Raw genomic sequence first — 20,495 nt, forward strand, 5'->3', positions numbered from 1 at the left:
TTTAATAGTTAAACTAAAATAACTTCAACACCTTGCTCCTTAATGCATTCGATCACGTCCTTATTAGCTTGTTTTCCAGTAATTAAAATATCAATTTTATTTACTGGACAAAAAAGCATGCCTGAATTGGCTTTAGTATCAATTTTTGAACTGTCTACTACCACAACTAGTTTTTCGACTTGTTCAAGTATTTGCTGTTCTGCAACCGCACCTAAAATTTCATTTTTATATAGACCTATTGGCGTTAAAGTTTTGCCACTAGTAAACATCCATTTGCCCGCATAAGAATCAGTAATATTGGCAACTGGGTTAAGGATAATATTTTGTGTTTTGTTGTATAACCCTCCCATAATGATGACATTTTCATGATCATGCTCAATCAAATAACAGGCGAGTGGAAAGTAGTTAGTAATAATTGAAACATTCTTACCACATAATTCACGGCCTAATAAAAATGCTGTTGAACCACAGTTAATGACAATATTTTCGTCACTACTACAGAGTTTTGCTGCACGAATCGCAATTCGAGCTTTTTCGTGATAGTGATCGGTATTATTGTTGTCAATCGGTGCCCAGATTGGTTTTACTTCTTCTAATCGCATAATGCCATTACGAACTTTTTTAACTCGCCCTTCCTGAGCAAGCTTAGTAATGTCTCGTCTTGCTGTGGCTGGTGATATAGCAAAGTTGGCAATTAATTCTGTTACTTTAACCATGCCTTTTTCATTAACTAATGCCACCATTTCGTTATGCCGTGCGATTTCGTTCATTATTTCCTCTTATATTATTAAATGATTAAATATGATCATTTTGATAATAATTTTCATTTGTATTATTGTCAATTATTATAATTTTAACTTTCATTATTTAATTATTTAATGTGTTGATAATAATAGTTTTAATTTTGTTTTTTGCTTGTTATTTTTTATCAGGTTGTGATCTGTGTCACAGATGCTGTGTTGATTTTATAAAAACAGTGATCTTCATCAAACTAATCATAAACAATCATTGAATGATTTATTTTGATTGTGGAATATAACAAATATTATTAATGAAGATGAACAATAACAATAACGTAAAGTGAGCAGTGTTTCATTCATTCACTTTACAGTCTGTAAGAAACTTGATGAAAGACATTTAAATGGAACTCGATATCAGGGATGAGTGCTGTTAGAGCAATAAAAATGTCAATAACTGATGAGAGGGACATATGGAAGTAATCTATAACGTATTTTATATTTTTTATAGTCAAGTGATGACAAAAGCGCCTTTATTACTTGGTTTGGTAACAATGCTTGGTTATTGTCTGTTACGTAAAGATCTAACTACCGTGTTAAAAGGCACAATTAAAACCATTGTTGGATTTATGTTATTGCAGGTTGGTTCGGGGGTTTTAGTATCAACGTTTAAACCCGTTATTGCCAAATTGGCTGAATATCATGGTATTAAAGGTTCGATTATTGATACTTATGCATCAATGGTTGCTGTTGAAAACGGTATGGGTGAACACTACTCATGGGTAGGCTATGCGGTTTTACTTGCTTTAGCTATCAACATTTTACTCGTTATTTTTCGACGCCTGACCGGTATTCGAACTATTATGTTAACTGGCCATATTATGTTCCAACAGGTTGGTTTAATTGCACTATTTTACTTTCTTTTTGGTTACAGCATGTGGGAAACCATCATCTATTCGGCCATTATCACCGCACTTTATTGGGGAATATTTTCTAATATGATGTTTAAGCCAACCGAAGCGGTAACTGGTGGAGCTGGCTTTTCAATAGGACACCAGCAACAGCTAGGATCTTGGATTGCGGTTAAATTAGCGCCAAAATTAGGTGATAAAAACGATACAGTTGATAATCTAAAATTACCAAAATGGTTACACATCTTTCACGATAGTATCGCAGCAACCACGATCGTGATGACAATTTTCTTCGGTATTATTTTGCTCTCATTTGGGTTAGATAATTTACAAACAATGGCTGGTTCCACCCATTGGACTATCTACATTTTTGAAACAGGACTTAAATTTGCCGTCGCAATTCAAGTTATTGTTGGTGGTGTGCGTATGTTTGTCGCTGAATTGTCTGAAGCTTTCAAAGGTATTTCAGAAAAATTGATTCCTAACGCAGTTTTAGCCATTGACTGTGCGGCAATTTATGCCTTTTCACCCAATGCAATGGTATTTGGTTTTATTTGGGGGGCATTAGGTCAATTTTTAGCGATTGCTTTACTGCTTATCTTTAAATCGCCAATCATGATTATTCCGGGATTTATACCAATGTTCTTTTCGAATGCGACTATTGGGGTATTTGCTAACCATTTTGGTGGTTGGAAAGCAGTAATGAAAATCTGTTTTGCTATGGGCATGATAGAGGTATTAGGCTCTGCTTGGGTGATCGATATCTTTGCTAAAAATGGCACGCCAATTGATTCATGGATGGGAATGGCCGATTGGGTAATTTTATTCCCACCAATTTTACAAGGTTTATCTATTTCACACTTATTCATCTATGTACTTATTGCGTTAGCCTTAGTTTATATGTTCTTTGCAGCTAAACAGCTACGTCAAGAAGAGACTGATTCTAACAATCGACCTGATGAAGTGAATGATAAACAGCAAGATATTAACGAATCTGTACTTGAAAAAATGGATGAAGTCGCTGTGAGTGAAGGCCGTCCAATTCGAATTTTAGCAGTATGCGGTAGTGGTCAAGGTTCATCAATGATGATGAAAATGAAAATCGCCAATTATCTAAATAAAAAAGGTATTCCAAATGAAATGGATTCCTGTGCTGTAACAGACTATAAATCACGCTTGCCAAATGTCGATATCATCGTCGCTTCTAAACATCTTATTCATGAAATCGAGGTTAATGAAGGCCAACATGCATTAGGTGTGCAAAATATGCTAAACCCCCACACCTTTGGCGATGAGCTTATAAAACTGATTGAGCAAGTGCTTTTAAAATAGATTTTAAATACTAAGGAGTACACCATGGCTTTAAAAGAATCATTAATTGAAAATAACTCTATTTTACTCAAGGCTGAGGCATCAAATTGGCAAGAAGCAGTTAAATTGGGTACGGATATGTTAGTTGCTTCTAAGGCAATAGAACCTTCTTATTACGATGCCATTATCCGCTGCGTCAATACAATGGGTCCTTACATTATTATTGCGCCAAACTTTGCCATGCCACACGCAAGGCCTGAAGACGGTGTAAATCGTACCGCTTTTGCTTTGGTGACTTTAAAAAATCCTGTCTATTTTGATGGTGAAGCTGAGCCTGTTGATGTCTTAGTGACATTAGCAGGTAGCACGTCTGATCAGCACATGGAAGGATTAATGGAAGTCACGCAAATTTTAGATGATGAAAATAGTGAAACAGGAGTTGATCTTGATAAATTAAGGCGTTGTAACACCAAAGAAGATGTGTATGCCGTTATCGATCAGGCATTAAATGGAGGCTGAATTATGTATCAAGCTTTAAAAGAACGTGTTTTAAACGCTAATTTATTACTGCCCAAATATAATTTGGTCACCTTTACTTGGGGTAATGTATCTGAAATCGATCGCGATAAAGGTCTTATCGCTATTAAACCTTCTGGTGTTGAATATAGCAATATGAAGGTGGATGATATTGTGGTTGTTTCGCTAACGGGCGATATTTTAGATGGAAAATTAAATCCTTCCAGTGATACCGCAACACATATTGAGTTGTATAAAGCATTTCCACAGATTGGCGGTATTGTGCACACCCATTCTCGTTACGCTACCATTTGGGCTCAAGCTGAATTAGATATTCCAGCACTGGGCACCACTCATGCTGATTACTTTTATGGCGATGTGCCTTGTACACGTGAACTAACCGATAGTGAAATTACAACTGATTACGAAAAAAATACAGGATTAGTAATAATAGAAGAATTTAAACGCCGAAGCTTAGATCCTGTTGCTATGCCTGGCGCTATCATATCAGGTCATGCCCCATTTTGTTGGGGTAAAAACGCCTTAGATGCGGTGCATAATGCTGTAGTACTTGAAGAAGTAGCAATGATGGCGCTTTCAACTCGGCAACTTAATCAAACAATCAAAATACAACAAACATTATCTGACAAGCACTATTTTCGCAAACATGGTGCGAATGCTTACTACGGTCAAAAATAACAAATATTAAGGAGAACAACATGACAGCACCTAAATTACAAATAGCATTAGATCAAACTGAATTAACACCTGCACTAGATGTGGCAAAAAATGTAGCAGGGTTTGTTGATATTATTGAAGTTGGCACCATTCTTGCCTTTGCCGCGGGTATGCAAAGTGTAAAACGGTTAAGAGAACTCTACCCAAATCACATTTTAGTGTGTGATTTAAAAACCACTGATGGAGGAGCGATATTGGCAAAAATGGCGTTTTCAGCTGGAGCCAATTGGTTAACCGTATCAGCTGCAGCTCATATTGCAACTGTAGAAGCATGTAAAAAAGTGGCTGATGAATTTAATGGTGAAATTCAAATCGAATTGTATGGCCATTGGACTTTAGATGATGCCAGAGCTTGGCGAAAACTTGGCATTAAGCAAGCGATATACCATCGCTCTCGTGATGCAGAATTAGCAGGTATTGGTTGGGGTGAAGATGATATAATTAAAATGCGTCAATTGTCTGATTTAGGGCTTGAACTATCAATTACTGGTGGAATTGTGCCAGAAGATATTCATCTATTTGCAGGCATAAAAACCAAAGCCTTTATTGCCGGTCGTGCGCTGGCTAACGAAAACGGTCAAAAAACGGCACAAGCATTAAGAGAGCAGATCGCAAAATATTGGTAACAACCACATGTAGCTGAACAAATCGGCTACATGGTTTCTTTTCATATAAAAAATAGGTTATCGCCATGCCACAAAGTAAAAATATATCAAAAAAACTGTATCAACCCCAAAATACGCCTCGTATTGGTATTTATGAAAAAGCCCTACCTAACCAGCTATTATGGCAAGATAAATTACAAGTAACTAAAGATTTAGGATTTGATTTCATTGAAATTTCTATCGATGAATCGGATGAACGTCGCGCCAGATTAGATTGGTCTGACGATGAGATCTATTCACTCAGACATCAATGCGAAAAAATCGGAATTCCTCTACATTCCATGTGCTTAAGCGCACATCGTAAATATCCATTTGGTTCAGCCAATAATGATATCCGTAGTGAAGCCCAAATCATTATGGACAAAGCCATTACGCTAGCTTATAAGTTAGGAATAAGAGTGATCCAACTTGCTGGCTATGATGTTTATTATGAACCTGCTGACTTACAAACGCATCAGCGTTTTATTCAAGGTATGCAGTGGGCAGTTAAGCAAGCAGAACGAGCAGGGGTAATGTTAGCGGTTGAAATTATGGATACGCCGTATCTTAACAGTTTAAGCAAATTCGAAATCCTCAAAAAAAATATCGATTCTCCTTACTTTATGGCTTACCCTGATGTTGGAAATATTACTGGTTGGAATTATGATACTTGCACTGAACTTATGTTAAGTCGTGACCATATTGTCCAAATTCATCTAAAAGACACATTTAAAGTTAAAGCTGATTATTCTGGGCAATTTAGGGATCTAGTCATTGGTGAAGGTGAAGTTGATTTTGCCGCTATTTTTGCAACACTTCGCACTATGAATTATGTTGCACCATTGGTAATAGAAATGTGGGCAAAAGATGAAAAATGGCAAGATAACATAATTACTGCCCAAAACCACTTAAAAAAAATAGGTGAAAAAAACAATTATCCTTTATTTTCAGTTCTTAATAATTAATGATAATTCACCATCCACAAATAAAAAAAATCAAGCTCCACTAAAATAATTTTATGGTGGAGTATTCCTATGGTTTTATAACACGTTATAAATAGTTGAACCACTGTAAAAAGCTTAGCTAAATCGATAATGATTATTTTTTTATGATATAAATGCTATATTTCTTGTCTGTGATACGGTGTAAGTTCTGTTTTTATGTATATTCACTACAGTAATTTATTGAGTTACTGTAAACATTGTGATGGATTTGACAAACTACTATCCCGCATCTATTTGATAATACATGATGATTTGCGCTTTGCAGCATTGTGCCTATCGTGTAATATAGATAGTATTATAAAAAATGGAAAGAATTGCGAATATTGTATGAGATCAACTATAAAATTACTCTCTATCTGTTTTGTTACATTGGCATTAGTCGGATGTGGTTTAAAAGGCCCGCTTTATAATCCAGTTGAAAAAGCAGCAATGCAACAAACAAAACTAACAACTGCTTCAATTCAATCTGATTTATTTAAATTGCATAATGGAATAAAGTGATGGATTTTTTAAATTATCAACATGATCGCTTATTTGCTAGTCAAATAGCGATAGCAGATCTTGCTAAGCAGTATGGTACCCCTTTATATGTCTATTCAGCCAATCATATTCGTGAGCAGTTTTTAGCCTATGAACAGGCCTTGGTTAATACAAATCATTTAATCTGTTATGCCGTTAAAGCAAATAGCAATTTAGCTGTTTTAAGTTTGCTTGCAAAATTAGGTGCTGGTTTTGATATTGTTTCACAAGGTGAGTTAGAACGAGTATTAAAAGCAGGTGCCGATCCCCAAAAAATTGTCTTTTCAGGTGTTGCTAAATCAATAATTGAAATTGAGCGTGCGCTTGAGGTCGGAATTAAATGTTTTAATGTTGAGTCAGAGGCTGAATTATATCGAATTGATGAAGTTGCTAAAAGGTTAAATAAAATTGCACCAATTTCATTAAGAATCAACCCAGATGTAGATGCTAAAACGCATCCTTATATTTCAACAGGTCTACGCGAAAACAAATTTGGGATTAGCTATCAGTTAGCATTATCGGTTTATCAAAGTGCCCGTGCATTAACAAATATTAATATTGTTGGTATTGATTGTCATATTGGCTCGCAGTTAACGCAATTATCGCCGTTTATTGATGCTACTGATCGTATACTTGCTTTAGTGGACAAACTGCAAGCTGATAATATTACCATTGAGCATATTGATCTTGGGGGTGGATTAGGCGTTTGTTATGATAACGAACAACCACCAACGCCATCGCAACTTGTGACAGAATTGAAAAACAAATTGATCAACTACCCCGATATTGAAATTTTGTTTGAACCAGGGCGATCAATTGTGGCTAATTCAGGCGTGTTAATTACTAAGGTTGAATATACCAAACATCAAGAGGGTAACCATTTTGCGATTGTTGATGCTGGCATGAACGACTTAATTCGCCCAGCACTTTATGATGCTTGGATGAATGTTTTACCTGAAAGACAACCAAAATCTGGCGATGAAATTTTTATATATAACGTCGTTGGTCCGATTTGTGAATCAAGCGATGTTTTGGCTTATCGGCGAGAACTTTCAGTTAAGCAAGATGATTTGCTTGTTATTTGCAGTGCGGGTGCTTATGGCTTTAGTATGGCATCAAATTATAATAGTCATCCAAGGCCTGCGGAAGTGATGATCATTGATGAACAACAGCATAAATTAATTCGTCAGCGAGAATCCTTTGACGATTTATGGCGTGGTGAGTCGGTTTTATAATATTGATAAATTGTGTTGGAAATGTTTAATAAATAATAGCTGTATTTCTGGTTTTTAGTCGATTCTGGTTAACAGTGAAGCTGAAAGTAACACGTAATAAAATAAAACGTTTGACAATAGAAGGTAAACTAACGATGAACTTTTCAAAAATGCATGGGCTCGGGAATGATTTTATGGTTATTGATGCCGTAACGCAAAATGTTCATCTTTCTACTGAAATGATTAAACGCATGGCAGATAGGTACACGGGTGTTGGGTTTGACCAATTGCTTATTGTTGAGCCACCTTATGTGCCAGATAGTGATTTTCATTATCGTATTTTTAATTCTGATGGTTCCGAGGTTGAGCAATGCGGTAATGGTGCACGCTGTTTTGCGCGTTTTGTTCGTTTAAAAGGATTGACCCGCAAACGGGTATTAAAAGTTAGTACAATGAAAGGTAATATTGTTTTAACGGTTAATGCGGACGAAACTGTACGAGTTAATATGGGGGAGCCTATTTTTGAACCCAGTAAAATCCCTTTCAAAGCTATCAAAGAAGAAAAGACTTATATCATTCGTGCACAAGAACAAACCGTATTATGTGGTGTTGCTTCTATGGGGAATCCTCATTGTGTGATTCAAGTTGAGAACATTGTAACAGCACAAGTTGCAACGCTTGGGCCACTGTTAGAGCAGCATGAGCGTTTTCCTGAACGGGCCAATATTGGATTTATGCATATTATTGATCGCAATAACATTAATTTACGCGTCTTTGAACGAGGTGTTGGCGAAACACAAGCTTGTGGCACTGGTGCTTGTGCAGCAGTTGCAGTTGGTATCAAACAAGGTTTATTAAATGAATGCGTTAATGTTAATTTACCAGGTGGTAAATTATTGATCGAATGGCAAGGTAGTAATCAACCACTTTATATGACAGGACCTGCAACACATGTTTATGATGGTTTTATTGCAATTTAACTGCCATATCATCATCGATAGTACCTGCATTTGTTGGTTGAATTGATAAAAAATAGCAAAGCAAAAAAGCAGTAGAAACATAACGTAATGTGATAATACGATAATATAATAGACGTTAATTATGGTTGGTGAAAATATACGAAATTTAAAAGATAAAAAAGCTCAACAAAAGCCTTCATCAGTAAAGTTAAATGACGAAATTGTGGCGCAATATCTTATTGATAACCCAGATTTTTTTATACGAAATGCTAGACATGTTGAATGTATGCGAGTGCCGCATCCCGTAAGGGGAATAATTTCGTTACCTGAATGGAATATGGCTCGTCAGCGTAACAAAATTAATCAGCTAGAGTGTGAAATATCGTTATTAATGGAGCATGCTAGCGCCAATGAATTGCTGTTTAATCAACTAATGGATTTGCAAATTGAGTTGATTAAAGCTCAGGATCTAAATCAATTGATAGCTTTATTAAATACATGGGCAAAATCGTTAGGTCTTAGCGGTGCTTATTTGTATCTTTTTGATGATAAATGGTTGCTTAGTGCACCATCAAATTATCATCATTTAGCGTTAAATCCATCACAATTCGATTTTATTCGTGTTAGGCACTTACAGTATAACCAACAATATTTAGGACCATTAAATTCAACTGAACTTGATTTTTTGTTACCTAAACATGGTTATGTTGGATCGGTTGCTTTATCTTTATTAGGGCAATTTGGTGATTTAGGATTGTTAATGTTTACTAGCGCTAATCCACAACATTACCAAGCTAGGCAAGGAACATTATTACTTGAAAAAATGAGTGAAATTTTACCTATTTTAATTAGCAAATGGATTATGCGAAAAAAATAAGGATCCCCTCATGGAACAGCCTAATCAAAATGACAATACTGCATTAACATTACCTGTTGATCAGTTTTTAAATTATTTAAAGTCAGAACGACAGCTCAGCTTAAATACTCAAATTAATTATCAAAGACAGCTGTATGCACTTATTTTGTTAGCGAAAGAGATAGAATTATCAACATGGCAAGATTTAGACTCATCTGCGGTAAGATTATTGATTAGTCGTAGTAAACGCACTGGTTTACAGGCAAGAAGCTTATCATTAAGATTATCGGCATTGCGGAGCTTTTGCGATTGGATGGTTAAAAATGAACTACTTACTGCCAATCCAGCTCGAGGTGTGCTAAATCCAAAATTAGGTCAACACTTACCAAAAAACATTGATATTGACGAAATTAATCAATTGCTTGATATTGATCATAACGATCCCCTTTCTGTTCGTGACAGAGCTATGCTTGAAGTGATGTATGGTTCTGGGTTACGCCTTTCTGAATTAGTCGGCCTTAACTGTCGAGAATTGAATCTTGTTGATGGTGAAATTCGTGTAATGGGTAAGGGGAATAAAGAGCGAAAATTGCCATTAGGCCGAGAATCGATCAAATGGATTAAACACTGGTTGTCAATGCGAGATTTTTTGGCACCACAAGATGATGCTTTATTTATTTCTAAATTAGGTAAGCGTATTTCACCGCGAAATGTTGAAAAACGGTTTGCTCAGTGGGGTGTTAAACAAGGACTAAACAGTCATGTTCATCCCCATAAATTACGCCATTCTTTTGCAACTCATATGCTAGAATCAAGTGGTGATTTACGCGCAGTACAAGAGTTGCTTGGACATGCTGATTTATCAACGACCCAAGTTTATACACATTTGGATTTTGCACACCTATCAGAAGTTTATGATTCAGCCCATCCACGAGCTAAAAGGAGAAAATAACGATGCACTTTTATCGATCTATTAATACGATTAAAGCATTGACTTTCGATCTCGATGACACGTTATACGATAACAGCATGATTGTTGAAAAAGCGGAACAAGAAATGGTCAAAATACTCCAAAATTATGAGCAATTGCATACGCTTACAATATCCAAGTATTTGGCCGAAAAGCACACTGTGCTTTTATCTCATCCCGAAATTTATCACGATGTTAATGTTTGGCGATTTCAAACTATCAAATCGCTGTTAAATAAAACTGATATTCCAGTACAAAAATTTGCAGATATTATTGATGAATCAATATCATGCTTTAATTTTTGGCGGCACAAAATGCAAGTTCCAGAATCAACACATACGTTATTGACAAAATTAGCTACGAAATACCCTTTGGCAGTAATCACTAATGGAAACGTAGATATTAATCAAATTGGTTTAGGGGATTATTTTCAATTTTCATTGCGTGGTGGTGAACATGGGCGTTCAAAACCGTTTCCCGAGATTTTTGATTTAGCTTCTGACAAGTTAGCTATTCCATCACAACATATTTTACATGTAGGCGATAATCTATTGACTGATGTTAATGGTGCTATCAACAATGGCTTCTTAGCTTGTTTTATTAATATCTATAAGTGTGACATTTTTCAACTTGATGATGCAAGATGTTTACCTCATATGGAAATAACTCAATTGCTAGAATTGGATAATCTGCTATAATCTTACCTTTACCTGTATAGATGGACAGTAAGCCTATATAAAGATAAATTGTGTTAAGTGTAACGGTGTGTTGCGCTTAATAGTTTTGTTTTTATATTCCTGTTTGATTACAGTCAACCAAATATCTTTAAATATGATAAAAATATTAACATTTTCAACATTAATGTTGGTTAGTGTTTTTTGTTATCAAAATAGGTTTGAATATAATGGAAACTAGTCAATCATTATTAGATGAGCTAAACACCGAGCAAAAAAATGCCACCACCACTGATAATCAATATACCATTGTTCTTGCTGGTGCAGGGAGTGGTAAAACTCGCGTTTTAGTTCATCGTATTGCTTGGCTTTGTATTGAAAAGCAATATTCCCCAAGTTCAATTTTTGCCGTTACCTTTACCAATAAAGCGGCTGCTGAAATGCAGGAGCGTATTCAAGCATTAGTTGGCGAAGGTTATTTTAATGGCATGTGGGTGGGTACTTTTCATGGTTTGGCTCATCGCTTATTGCGTATGTTTTCAGAGCAAGCTAAATTGCCACCTAATTTTCAATTAATTGATACGGAAGATCAAGTTCGCCTTATTAAACGAATTTTTCGTGAGCTGAAAATCGATGAGAAGCAGTGGTCAGCTAAGCAGTGTGCTGCCTTTATTTCTACTCAGAAAGAAAAGGGGCTTCGTGCAGATGACATTGTTCCTGAAGATCCAAAACAAGTTATGTGGCAAAGGATTTATCACGATTATCAAGTCATTTGTGATAAGCTTGGTTATCTTGATTTTTCGGAGTTAATTCTAAGAACTTACGAACTCCTTTGTCAAAATCAAGAAGTTTTAAATTATTGTCACCGTCGCTTTTGTAATATTTTAATTGATGAGTTTCAAGATACGAACAAGATTCAGTACCGATTGGTAAAAAAATTGGCAGGTAATACCGCTAATGTGATGATTGTGGGGGATGATGACCAATCTATCTATAGTTGGCGTGGAGCTAATGCGGATAATCTTCAATTGTTTATCAATGATTATCCTGAAACCGAAATTATTCGATTAGAACAAAATTACCGTTCAACTAATAATATTTTAGATGCTGCAAATAAGTTGATAGCACAAAATAGCAAGCGGTTGGGTAAAAATTTATGGACAGATAGCGGTGATGGTGAACAGATTTTGCTTTATATTGGTTATAATGATATTGATGAGGCAAGGTTTGTTACAGGTCAAATTAAAAAGCGCCATCAAGAGGGTGATAATTACTCAAGCTGTGCTATTTTGTATCGCAGTAATGCGCAATCACGTATATTTGAAGATACATTATTACAAGCGGGATTACCTTACCAAATTTATGGCTCAATTCGCTTTTATGAACGACAAGAAGTCAAATTAGCACTTGCCTATTTACGACTATTACATGATCACAACAATGATATGGCATTTGAAGCGGTGATTAATACTCCAACGCGTGGGATTGGCACTATTACATTAGATAGAGTTAGAACCGTCGCCAAGCAACATAGTATTTCATTATGGGATGCCTGTTTAATGCTTATTCAAACCAATGCATTGAGCGAAAGACAATGCTCTGGCTTAAGTCGCTTTTTAGATTTAATGGAATTTATCTTTGATAAAGTGGAATCGCAACCAGTTTATAAACAACTTGATATGATTATTAAACTATCGGGTATATTACAAATGTACGAACAGGAACCCGGTATTAAAGGACAATCAAGGCTAGAAAATCTTGAAGAATTGGTATCGGCTGCTGAGCAGTTTCATCATTCTAATGAAAATACAATTATCCAAGATAATGAAACGGGTAAAACATTGACTGTTTTAGAATCATTTTTAGCATATACCTCGCTAGAAAGCCGTGATGTGATTAATGAACAAAATTCAATTCAATTAATGACTTTGCATTCAGCAAAAGGGCTTGAATTTGATAATGTATTTATTGTTGGACTAGAAGATGGCGTATTTCCAGATCAACGATCAGCACAAGACCCTGAAAAAATGGAAGAAGAGCGTCGTCTTGCTTATGTTGGTATTACTCGAGCACGTAAACGCTTAACACTATCATTAGCTCAGATAAGGCGCCTATATGGGCGTGAAGAGCGCAATTTACCTTCGCGGTTTTTAAATGAGTTACCCGTTGATGCATTAAACGAAATCAGCCATCAAGACTTTATTAGGGTATCTGATCGAAAAGAATATAATGACCCTAAAAAATCTTATCCTAAAAAAGCTCGCCAAAATGATGATGGTTATAGATTAGGTCGTAAAGTGCTACATAGCCGTTTTGGTGAAGGAACTATTGTTAGTATTGATGGTGATGGCGATCATAGGAGAGCCCAAATTGCTTTTGTTAATGAAGGAATTAAATGGCTAGTTATTAAATTGGCAAATCTAACTTTATTGTAAAATTGTAGACTGTATTGAGCTATTTTATAACATTTTATAATTAAACGGGAATTTATAGTTAAATTCCCGTTTTTATATGTGCTATTGTGCTGATTGCTCTTTTACAGATTCAGAAAAGACTATCTCGAAAGGTTTATCAGTCCGATTACAGACCCAATTATCATTTACATAATCAAAATGATAACCTTGCTTACGTGTAGCTAACCAAATCTGGAAAAGGGGTTCTTGAGTGTTAACAATGATTTTACTTCCATTAGGAAAACTAATAGTAATAACATTACCATTAGTTTCATAGTCCAAATCAATGTCATGTTCATCAACATAATTATCTAAAAATAGCTCGATTTTATTAAATAATTTGTCGGTAAGTGTATGGAATTGTGTAATATTCATAAAAGTGTAATCATTCTAATAAATCATGGTGTGATATTAGTATAAATGGATATACTCTGCCACAGCAAGGTGGCTAGAGCAAAATAAGTGTGGATTTAATAGTTATTAATTAGCGAGCGGTAAAGAGCAAGCAATAACAAGTAACTTATACTGTCTGTTGTCTTGCATTATCGTCATCCAACGGTTTAGTGTTTCAACTGTATTAATTAATGGGCCATCACCAAAATTATTTTTGATAGTACTTAATTTACCTTTTGCTAACTCCATTTTGTCGCAGTTAGCATAATAATCAATTTTAATAGAATTATAAGGTGTTTCAGTACCATCATCATTTTTTTGTATAAGTTCAGGGCTGTAATTAGTTATTTCACTAAATACTCGAATCTTGTTATTAAAAGGATGAAGTTTAATTGATTGTCTATCTAAAAATGAATAACTAATAATATTATCTTCTTTTGATTTAGAGATAGGAATAAATTGTTTACCTACTCTAGGATCTTTCAAACTTTCAATTGAAGTTTTTGTCTTATCATTGCTGTTGATTTCTTCTTCAAGTGCATGATTGAATGTTGCAAAAGAAAGGAGAATTAAAAATAAACTGATCTTTTTCATTTAAATATTATCCCCATCTTTTGATATCGTTTCTGTTGTGTTAGTTTGTGGTTGAGATCGTTGTTTTTCTTTTTCTTTTTGCATCTTTTCTTTGTATGCTTTAATAAGTTCTTGTTGTTTAGCTTCTTGTTTTTCGATGGTTATTTTTAAATCTGGACGAGCTTCAAGAAGGATTTCTTTTTTTAAATCACCCTGAAGAGAACAGAAAACACTAGTTTGATTGTTAGCAAAATTTTCTAAATAAAGTGCTTTACTAATTGTTCCAAATTTTGGTGCGACTCCGTCAATGGCATAAAAGTCATCCTGCCATTGTTTTAATTTTGCATTCAGGTCATAAATTTTAGCATTCGCTATATAAACATTAGTGTTATAAGGTAGCCAGTTAATATTATTTAATGCGTTTTTAACTTCATCTTTTTTATTATCAAAAATAAATCCCCAGTAAAAAAGCTGGCCAGAAAAATCGGTTGGAATATAAATATTTTGATAACCAGTAATTTTTAATCCTCGATACTCTAATGGTTTTTTAAACATAATTTTGTTTTTATCGGCTTGCTTCATCGACTCAACGGGGATATAAGTTATATTATTAGGTATAGTTTCTAAATCTACGTATTTTTTTATTACCTCTTGATATTTATTAAGTTGTTTGTAGAATTGATTATTACATTGAAAAAACGAGTCAATTACCTTATCTTTTTCACTTTGCTTATTATTAGTTTGTGCAAAAGATATGCAAGAAACAAATAAGGCACAAACAAGTATAGAGTTTTTTTTTAAAAGCATGGTGAGCATCCTACTATAATTAATTATATTTATTATTTTGATGGGTATTTTAAGGTACTGTAAATATCAGTGTCAATCTCAATTAATATTATGTAAATTTTCAATAAAAACCATTAGATAGCCTTCATTAAAAGATATTTTAACTAAATCGTTAATCGCCTTATTTCGTAAGCTAACCATACCTTCCAACGATAGTGTTTGGTTAATTAAAGGGTATTGAACGCCCGAGATAGTTAATTGAGTTACTTTAGAAAATGGAATTAATGAAATAATATGATCTTTTACGTTATCGATTTTCTGCTCATGTTCGGCAAGAAAAAAACGGCAATAATTATCATAAAAAGTCATTTTATACTGATAGTAATATTTAATTGCGATAGAAATATTTCCCAAAAAATGATCGCTAGCATGACCACAAGCACCATAAATATCAAATTTTGTTATTCCTTTACTAGCTAAAAATAAAATAGCCTTTTCAAAATCAGTTTTATTTTGATCGGGAGTATGGATGATTTTGGTTTTAGACGGAATTGTGTTATTAGGGTTATAACTGTCCAAATCACCAATAATAAAATTAGGCTCGATTGATGATGTTGATAAATAATTATGATAAGCGCCATCGGTTGCAGCAATATAGGTATAACTATCTATATCATTTGGATAAAATTTGGGTGGTTCACCATTAACAAATAACAGTGCGTTAGTGTGTTGCATCGTCATTTCCTTTTATTATTTGTTTATAAAGCAAGTGTATAGGCCATAATGATAGCATCTTCTTGTTGACCATCGGTTGTTGGGTAATAGTTTTTTCGAACCGTTATTTGGTTAAAACCTAGTGCATGGTACAGCTCAATTGCAGGGCTATTTGATTGTCTAACTTCAAGCCAAAGCGTTGAAATCGGGCAGGGTGATTTTATGGCTATTAACGCTTCTATCAAATGGTTGAGCAAAGCTTTTGCCAGTCCTTGTTTTCTAAAATCGGGATGGATGGCAATATTAAATAGATTAGCTTCATCAAAAGCTTGTTGGCAGATACAAAATCCAACAATTTGTTTATCAACCGTTATTTTAAAATTTAAATAACGATCGCCTTGGTTTGAAAAGAAAATCTGTTTTGACCAAGGAATAGCATGGCAAATTTGCTCTAATTCAAAAGCTTTTGTTAAATCATGTTCGGTCAGGGTGGAAATAGTCTTCATATTGACATAATTGTTGCCAAAGTTGGCGTTTTTGTTGTGGTGTTTGGGCAAGCTGCTCTAAGCTAGTGGTTTGAATGGTTAATGGATTTTGCCAAGATTCTTCGGGCTTTATATCAATAAACCAAATTACGGTTTTAATATCACTTGCTGGTACAATAAGTTGCGATGGTGTTAATACTAACACCTGATCTTGAGTAAGAGCAATTGCATTTAATATATCTAAATAGATTTTTTGCGTTGGCTGCGCTTTGGCAACAACAATCAAACGGATTTTATCACTGATTTGAGTGGCAATTTCGCCTTTAAAGACATTTGTGTTACGCAAAATATATTGCGTAATATTGCACTGTTTTAGATACCAATCTTGTTGCGTCATTATCGACTTACTGTTTTTTATTAGAGATTAAAGATAGTTAATTGTATAATCAACGCATCAATTTATAAAGGTTTTTCATTGAGGAAATATGTCCACATCCGCTTTTACTCCAGCAAGTCAAGTACTTGAGCGTCATCAAGAATTTTTTCACGATAAAAATGTGATCATTGCAGGTGACATTCAAGACAGTTATCCCGTTATTATGCCAGCAAATCAAGTTAAAATTCATTGTACACAATTTCATACTTATTTACGTTTAAAAAATAGTGCTCGTGGTAAGTATACCTATTTTTCATTGTTGCCAGAAGCCGAACTATATGTTGGTATGGATACGCTAATTTACTATTGGCCAAAAACAAAAAGCGAAGCGCAGTTTCAACTTTCTTATTTATTAAACAATATGCCAAAAGGAAGTGATATTTTTATTATTGGTGAAAATAGAACTGGGGTAAAAAGCGTTGAAGCGTTATTAAATGAATTTGGCATAATCCAAAAAATAGATAGTGCAAGGCGTTGTGGCCTATACCGCTTTCAAGCTGAAAGTCGTTTGGCATTTGATCTTAACGAATGGTGGTTAAGTTACCATTTAACGATCGAAAACCAAGATATCGAAATTAAAAGTTTACCAGGCGTTTTTAGCCAAAAAGGTTTGGATGCTGGTAGTGAACTGCTTTTAAATGCATTAATCGAATATTCAGACATTATAAAAGGTAATGTATTAGATGTTGGCTGTGGATCAGGTATATTATCAACGGTTATAGGGAAATTATATCCCGAAATTACATTAACTTTATCAGATGTAAGTAGTGCAGCAATTGCCTCAAGTCAAGCAACATTAGATAACAACAGCGTAAAAGCAAGTGTTGTGGCGAGTGATGTTTTTTCTAACCTAAATGATAAATATCATTTAATTGTTTCTAATCCACCTTTTCATGACGGTAAACAGACTAATTACACCGCGGTTAACACGCTAATTAAAGAGGCAAAAAAACACCTAAAATTAAACGGTTATTTGTGTATTGTGGCAAATTCATTTTTACCGTATCAAACCATTTTAGATGAAACATTCAAAAATGTTGAGGTGATTGCACAAACGACTAAATTTAAGGTTTATCTAGCAAGCCATTAATGAGTTAAGGTTTACTTTTTTAGAGGCTAATTAGCTTAATTTAAGTGCTTTCATAGAATAAGCCAAAATAGCTTCTGAAAAAATTAAAAAATAAGGCGATATTATCGCCATATTTATAAAATACAACTATCAGACTAAAACTGATTTCACTATTATTTATATCATATTAGTATTAAGAGAGAACTTCAATTAATGCCTGTATTTCACTATCGGTAAAATCACAGCGCGTAAAGTTTTCATCAAGAATAATAGGGACAGAATTATTTTGTCCAATTACAGCCAAGACATTACATTTACTTCTAATTATATCACCTATAATGATTGGTCCACCGTCTGATTCTTTATTAAAATTAGCTGCATATTTAGCATTTACACCTTGTGCATTATTTGCACGATATAAAGCTGTCATAGTTTTACCATAAGTTATTAATTTAATAGGAACAATAACTGGAGTTAATTTTTTCCCGTTAATTTCATCAATGACTTTTAACATCTTATGTGTTCTTAAGAAACACCCTAAGCTCATCCATATAACCAATATAAAAATAAGAATAAGAAAAATAGTACCCAAAAATTGAGTCTTCATATTATCAATAGCTAAATCGATTGTTACTAGTGATGGATCATCGGCAGAAGCCACAGTTACAACTTCATAATTTCCTTTTTTCCCACCAAGAAAAGTGTAATTACGCTCAATTACTTTTCCGGTATCAGTAGTAATTTTTACAGAACAATTATCAACCATACGTTTTGCTCGACATTTACCTTCTACCTTATAGTCGACCACAACGGGATTGCGTGATATTCTATAATCATCAATTAATCCTAGATAATTTCGCACAGCCATAAATATAGCTAACGCAAAGAAAATTATTGTTGCAAGTATTCTTCTTATTTGATGTAATTTTCCTTCTTGTTTTAGTCTCATGACCTTTAAAGGGCGAGTAGGAAATACTTAGACTAATTTATTTATTAATTCCATTTTATATTCCTTATTTATTAGAATTGAAACTCAATGATTAAATACTAAGTTACTAACTTAAAAGTTAATCTTTAATAGCAATAAATTATTAAATTCATTGCATTCATATAGAATAACTTATTGTAATATTTAGTTATAATTAAATCAAATTGATTTAAATCAAATAACCCTAGAAAACTGCTGTTGTCGTGCCATTTTTCGCATATAAATATCAAAGCACATGCAAATGTTGCGTATTAACAAATGCCCTTTAGGTTGGACTGTAATCACTTGCTCATTAATTGCGACTAAGCCATCTTTTTGCAATGGTTTAAGCAGATTTAAATCTTCAGCAAAATAATCATCAAATTGAATGTGATATTGCTGCTCAATGACTTTTTTATCTAAATAAAAATGGCAGATGAGTTGTTTAATTACATCACGGCGAATTTTATCATCTAAACTTAAATTAAATCCTTTCCATAATGCATTACCCAAATTTTCTACTTGGTTTTGATACTGTTTTAGATCTTTTTGATTCTGTGCATAACTATCACCTAACATACTAATAGATGATACTCCAAGTCCAAGTAAATCGGCCTCTCCTTGCGTGGTATAACCCTGAAAATTACGGTGCAACTTATTTTCTTGTTGGGCAATCGCTAATTCGTCAGTAGGTTTGGCAAAATGATCCATACCGATAAATTGGTAACCAGCATGAGTAAGTTTTTCAATACTGGTTTGTAAAATTTGCAATTTTTGATTGGCATTAGGCAAATCATCATCTTTAATTTTACGTTGTGCTGCAAAACGGCTAGGTAGGTGGGCGTAATTAAAGACACTTAACCTATCGGGTGAAATAGCAATAACTTTATTTAACGTTTCAGTAAAACCGGTAACGGTTTGTTTGGGTAAACCATAAATAAGATCTAAACTAATTGAATGAAAATGATTTTTACGCGCTTGCTCAATCAGTGCGCGAATTAAGTTTTCATCCTGCTTTCGATTAATTAAGTTTTGTATTTCATCATTAAAATCTTGAATTCCCATACTTAATCGATTAAAGCCAACATGGGCTAAATGATCGATAGTTTCGGGGGTAATTTCGCGAGGATCGATTTCGATTGATAGTTCAGCGTTATTAGCAAAATGAAAGTGTTTTTTTAATGATGCTATTAAACGAGATATCTCATCATTTGTTAAAAATGTTGGTGTACCTCCTCCCCAGTGCATTTGTGTCACTGTGCGATTCTTAAATAATTTTGCGCGTTCGGCAATTTCAATATCTAAAATATCAAGGTATTTGGTAACTTTTTGCGTTTGACGAGTAATGAGTTTATTACAACCACAAAAATAACAAAGTTTATGGCAAAACGGAATGTGCACATAAAGCGATAATGGCTTTGTAGGGTAAGCAGTTGCTGCTAATAAAAAATCTTGATCATTAAAATTTTCATTAAATTCAAGTGCAGTAGGGTAAGAGGTATATCTTGGACCAGAATAGTTATATTTTTCAATTAATGCTTGATCCCACAATTGCGTATTGCTCAT

General features: G+C 34.2%; 22 protein-coding genes. 13 read left to right on the top strand and 9 right to left on the bottom strand.

Annotated features, from left to right (window positions below; translation table 11 throughout):
- Positions 1–8 precede the first annotated feature (8 nt).
- Complete coding sequence (gene ulaR, locus A9G35_RS02395; RefSeq protein WP_034943282.1) at positions 9–770, bottom strand: HTH-type transcriptional regulator UlaR; 762 nt, start codon at positions 768–770, stop codon at positions 9–11.
- A gap of 485 nt (positions 771–1,255) precedes the next feature.
- Between ulaR and A9G35_RS02400 the strand changes: the two genes are divergently transcribed.
- From A9G35_RS02400 to uvrD, 12 genes are all read left to right on the top strand, one after another.
- Complete coding sequence (locus tag A9G35_RS02400; RefSeq protein WP_442903161.1) at positions 1,256–2,980, top strand: PTS ascorbate-specific subunit IIBC; 1,725 nt, start codon at positions 1,256–1,258, stop codon at positions 2,978–2,980.
- A gap of 24 nt (positions 2,981–3,004) precedes the next feature.
- Complete coding sequence (locus A9G35_RS02405; protein ID WP_065568888.1) at positions 3,005–3,478, top strand: PTS sugar transporter subunit IIA; 474 nt, start codon at positions 3,005–3,007, stop codon at positions 3,476–3,478.
- 3 nt (positions 3,479–3,481) lie between these two features.
- Positions 3,482–4,174 carry an L-ribulose-5-phosphate 4-epimerase gene (locus A9G35_RS02410; RefSeq protein WP_065635514.1) on the top strand — a complete coding sequence of 231 codons (693 nt, stop codon included), beginning with the start codon at positions 3,482–3,484 and terminating at the stop codon, positions 4,172–4,174.
- A gap of 20 nt (positions 4,175–4,194) precedes the next feature.
- Positions 4,195–4,839 carry a 3-keto-L-gulonate-6-phosphate decarboxylase UlaD gene (locus A9G35_RS02415; RefSeq protein ID WP_065568886.1) on the top strand — a complete coding sequence of 215 codons (645 nt, stop codon included), beginning with the start codon at positions 4,195–4,197 and terminating at the stop codon, positions 4,837–4,839.
- Positions 4,840–4,934: 95 nt separating this feature from the next.
- Positions 4,935–5,822 (top strand): L-ribulose-5-phosphate 3-epimerase, encoded by an 888-nt coding sequence (locus A9G35_RS02420; protein WP_442903162.1) that lies wholly within the window; start codon positions 4,935–4,937, stop codon positions 5,820–5,822.
- Positions 5,823–6,188: 366 nt separating this feature from the next.
- Positions 6,189–6,362, top strand: a complete 174-nt coding sequence (lptM, locus tag A9G35_RS13350; RefSeq protein ID WP_176701370.1) for an LPS translocon maturation chaperone LptM — start codon at positions 6,189–6,191, stop codon at positions 6,360–6,362.
- Positions 6,362–7,615 (top strand): diaminopimelate decarboxylase, encoded by a 1,254-nt coding sequence (gene lysA / locus A9G35_RS02425; protein WP_065635516.1) that lies wholly within the window; start codon positions 6,362–6,364, stop codon positions 7,613–7,615. The genes lptM and lysA overlap by 1 nt, the downstream gene beginning before the upstream one ends.
- 134 nt (positions 7,616–7,749) lie before the next feature.
- Complete coding sequence (gene dapF, locus A9G35_RS02430) at positions 7,750–8,574, top strand: diaminopimelate epimerase (RefSeq protein ID WP_065635517.1); 825 nt, start codon at positions 7,750–7,752, stop codon at positions 8,572–8,574.
- 121 nt (positions 8,575–8,695) lie between these two features.
- Positions 8,696–9,430: a DUF484 family protein gene (locus A9G35_RS02435; RefSeq protein ID WP_141673742.1), complete on the top strand. Its 735-nt coding sequence runs from the start codon at positions 8,696–8,698 to the stop codon at positions 9,428–9,430.
- 10 nt (positions 9,431–9,440) lie between these two features.
- The gene (gene xerC / locus A9G35_RS02440; RefSeq protein ID WP_065635518.1) at positions 9,441–10,361 is read left to right on the top strand and encodes a tyrosine recombinase XerC; all 921 of its coding nucleotides are present in this window, start codon (positions 9,441–9,443) and stop codon (positions 10,359–10,361) included.
- Positions 10,362–10,363: 2 nt separating this feature from the next.
- Entirely contained in the window at positions 10,364–11,077 is a 714-nt protein-coding gene (gene yigB, locus A9G35_RS02445) for a 5-amino-6-(5-phospho-D-ribitylamino)uracil phosphatase YigB (RefSeq protein ID WP_065635519.1), read from the top strand.
- A 206-nt stretch (positions 11,078–11,283) separates the two neighbouring features.
- On the top strand, positions 11,284–13,488 hold the full coding sequence (gene uvrD / locus A9G35_RS02450; protein WP_065635520.1) for a DNA helicase II: 2,205 nt from the start codon (positions 11,284–11,286) through the stop codon (positions 13,486–13,488).
- 81 nt (positions 13,489–13,569) lie between these two features.
- Here uvrD and cyaY read toward each other — a convergent pair whose 3' ends face one another.
- The 6 genes from cyaY to A9G35_RS02480 form a co-directional block, all read right to left on the bottom strand.
- The gene (cyaY, locus tag A9G35_RS02455) at positions 13,570–13,881 is read right to left on the bottom strand and encodes an iron donor protein CyaY (RefSeq protein ID WP_065635521.1); all 312 of its coding nucleotides are present in this window, start codon (positions 13,879–13,881) and stop codon (positions 13,570–13,572) included.
- Between the two features lie 105 nt (positions 13,882–13,986).
- Positions 13,987–14,493 (bottom strand): surface-adhesin E family protein, encoded by a 507-nt coding sequence (locus A9G35_RS02460; protein ID WP_065635522.1) that lies wholly within the window; start codon positions 14,491–14,493, stop codon positions 13,987–13,989.
- A complete protein-coding gene (locus A9G35_RS02465; protein WP_065635523.1) occupies positions 14,494–15,279 on the bottom strand; it encodes a hypothetical protein in 786 nt (261 codons plus the stop codon).
- A 78-nt stretch (positions 15,280–15,357) separates the two neighbouring features.
- Positions 15,358–15,993, bottom strand: coding sequence for a thiamine diphosphokinase (locus tag A9G35_RS02470; protein WP_065635524.1), 636 nt, complete (start codon positions 15,991–15,993; stop codon positions 15,358–15,360).
- A 23-nt stretch (positions 15,994–16,016) separates the two neighbouring features.
- The gene (gene rimI, locus A9G35_RS02475; RefSeq protein WP_065635525.1) at positions 16,017–16,478 is read right to left on the bottom strand and encodes a ribosomal protein S18-alanine N-acetyltransferase; all 462 of its coding nucleotides are present in this window, start codon (positions 16,476–16,478) and stop codon (positions 16,017–16,019) included.
- The gene (locus A9G35_RS02480; RefSeq protein ID WP_065635526.1) at positions 16,447–16,854 is read right to left on the bottom strand and encodes a DNA polymerase III subunit psi; all 408 of its coding nucleotides are present in this window, start codon (positions 16,852–16,854) and stop codon (positions 16,447–16,449) included. Before A9G35_RS02480 ends, rimI begins: the two co-directional genes overlap by 32 nt.
- Before the next feature lie 88 nt (positions 16,855–16,942).
- On the opposite strand from A9G35_RS02480, the gene rsmC reads away from it, so the two are divergent.
- Complete coding sequence (gene rsmC / locus A9G35_RS02485; RefSeq protein ID WP_065635527.1) at positions 16,943–17,983, top strand: 16S rRNA (guanine(1207)-N(2))-methyltransferase RsmC; 1,041 nt, start codon at positions 16,943–16,945, stop codon at positions 17,981–17,983.
- Between the two features lie 172 nt (positions 17,984–18,155).
- Here the strand turns inward: rsmC and A9G35_RS02490 are convergent, their stop codons facing one another.
- A complete protein-coding gene (locus tag A9G35_RS02490) occupies positions 18,156–18,911 on the bottom strand; it encodes a hypothetical protein (protein ID WP_141673743.1) in 756 nt (251 codons plus the stop codon).
- A 213-nt stretch (positions 18,912–19,124) separates the two neighbouring features.
- Complete coding sequence (hemN, locus tag A9G35_RS02495; protein ID WP_065635529.1) at positions 19,125–20,495, bottom strand: oxygen-independent coproporphyrinogen III oxidase; 1,371 nt, start codon at positions 20,493–20,495, stop codon at positions 19,125–19,127.

The organism is Gilliamella sp. Choc5-1, assembly GCF_001690595.1.
Classification (GTDB): domain Bacteria; phylum Pseudomonadota; class Gammaproteobacteria; order Enterobacterales; family Orbaceae; genus Gilliamella; species Gilliamella apicola_M.

What these genes read in the sequence shown, in the direction of transcription:
- rimI (WP_065635525.1), bottom strand. Translation starts at nt 16,478, where the DNA reads ATGAAGACTATTTCCACCCTGACCGAACATGATTTAACAAAAGCTTTT.
- lysA (WP_065635516.1), top strand. Translation starts at nt 6,362, where the DNA reads ATGGATTTTTTAAATTATCAACATGATCGCTTATTTGCTAGTCAAATA.
- A9G35_RS02410 (WP_065635514.1), top strand. Translation starts at nt 3,482, where the DNA reads ATGTATCAAGCTTTAAAAGAACGTGTTTTAAACGCTAATTTATTACTG.
- ulaR (WP_034943282.1), bottom strand. Translation starts at nt 770, where the DNA reads ATGAACGAAATCGCACGGCATAACGAAATGGTGGCATTAGTTAATGAA.
- lptM (WP_176701370.1), top strand. Translation starts at nt 6,189, where the DNA reads ATGAGATCAACTATAAAATTACTCTCTATCTGTTTTGTTACATTGGCA.
- A9G35_RS02465 (WP_065635523.1), bottom strand. Translation starts at nt 15,279, where the DNA reads ATGCTTTTAAAAAAAAACTCTATACTTGTTTGTGCCTTATTTGTTTCT.
- cyaY (WP_065635521.1), bottom strand. Translation starts at nt 13,881, where the DNA reads ATGAATATTACACAATTCCATACACTTACCGACAAATTATTTAATAAA.
- uvrD (WP_065635520.1), top strand. Translation starts at nt 11,284, where the DNA reads ATGGAAACTAGTCAATCATTATTAGATGAGCTAAACACCGAGCAAAAA.
- dapF (WP_065635517.1), top strand. Translation starts at nt 7,750, where the DNA reads ATGAACTTTTCAAAAATGCATGGGCTCGGGAATGATTTTATGGTTATT.
- yigB (WP_065635519.1), top strand. Translation starts at nt 10,364, where the DNA reads ATGCACTTTTATCGATCTATTAATACGATTAAAGCATTGACTTTCGAT.
- A9G35_RS02405 (WP_065568888.1), top strand. Translation starts at nt 3,005, where the DNA reads ATGGCTTTAAAAGAATCATTAATTGAAAATAACTCTATTTTACTCAAG.
- A9G35_RS02470 (WP_065635524.1), bottom strand. Translation starts at nt 15,993, where the DNA reads ATGCAACACACTAACGCACTGTTATTTGTTAATGGTGAACCACCCAAA.
- A9G35_RS02490 (WP_141673743.1), bottom strand. Translation starts at nt 18,911, where the DNA reads ATGAGACTAAAACAAGAAGGAAAATTACATCAAATAAGAAGAATACTT.
- A9G35_RS02400 (WP_442903161.1), top strand. Translation starts at nt 1,256, where the DNA reads ATGACAAAAGCGCCTTTATTACTTGGTTTGGTAACAATGCTTGGTTAT.
- A9G35_RS02460 (WP_065635522.1), bottom strand. Translation starts at nt 14,493, where the DNA reads ATGAAAAAGATCAGTTTATTTTTAATTCTCCTTTCTTTTGCAACATTC.
- hemN (WP_065635529.1), bottom strand. Translation starts at nt 20,495, where the DNA reads ATGAGCAATACGCAATTGTGGGATCAAGCATTAATTGAAAAATATAAC.
- xerC (WP_065635518.1), top strand. Translation starts at nt 9,441, where the DNA reads ATGGAACAGCCTAATCAAAATGACAATACTGCATTAACATTACCTGTT.
- A9G35_RS02415 (WP_065568886.1), top strand. Translation starts at nt 4,195, where the DNA reads ATGACAGCACCTAAATTACAAATAGCATTAGATCAAACTGAATTAACA.
- rsmC (WP_065635527.1), top strand. Translation starts at nt 16,943, where the DNA reads ATGTCCACATCCGCTTTTACTCCAGCAAGTCAAGTACTTGAGCGTCAT.
- A9G35_RS02480 (WP_065635526.1), bottom strand. Translation starts at nt 16,854, where the DNA reads ATGACGCAACAAGATTGGTATCTAAAACAGTGCAATATTACGCAATAT.
- A9G35_RS02435 (WP_141673742.1), top strand. Translation starts at nt 8,696, where the DNA reads ATGGTTGGTGAAAATATACGAAATTTAAAAGATAAAAAAGCTCAACAA.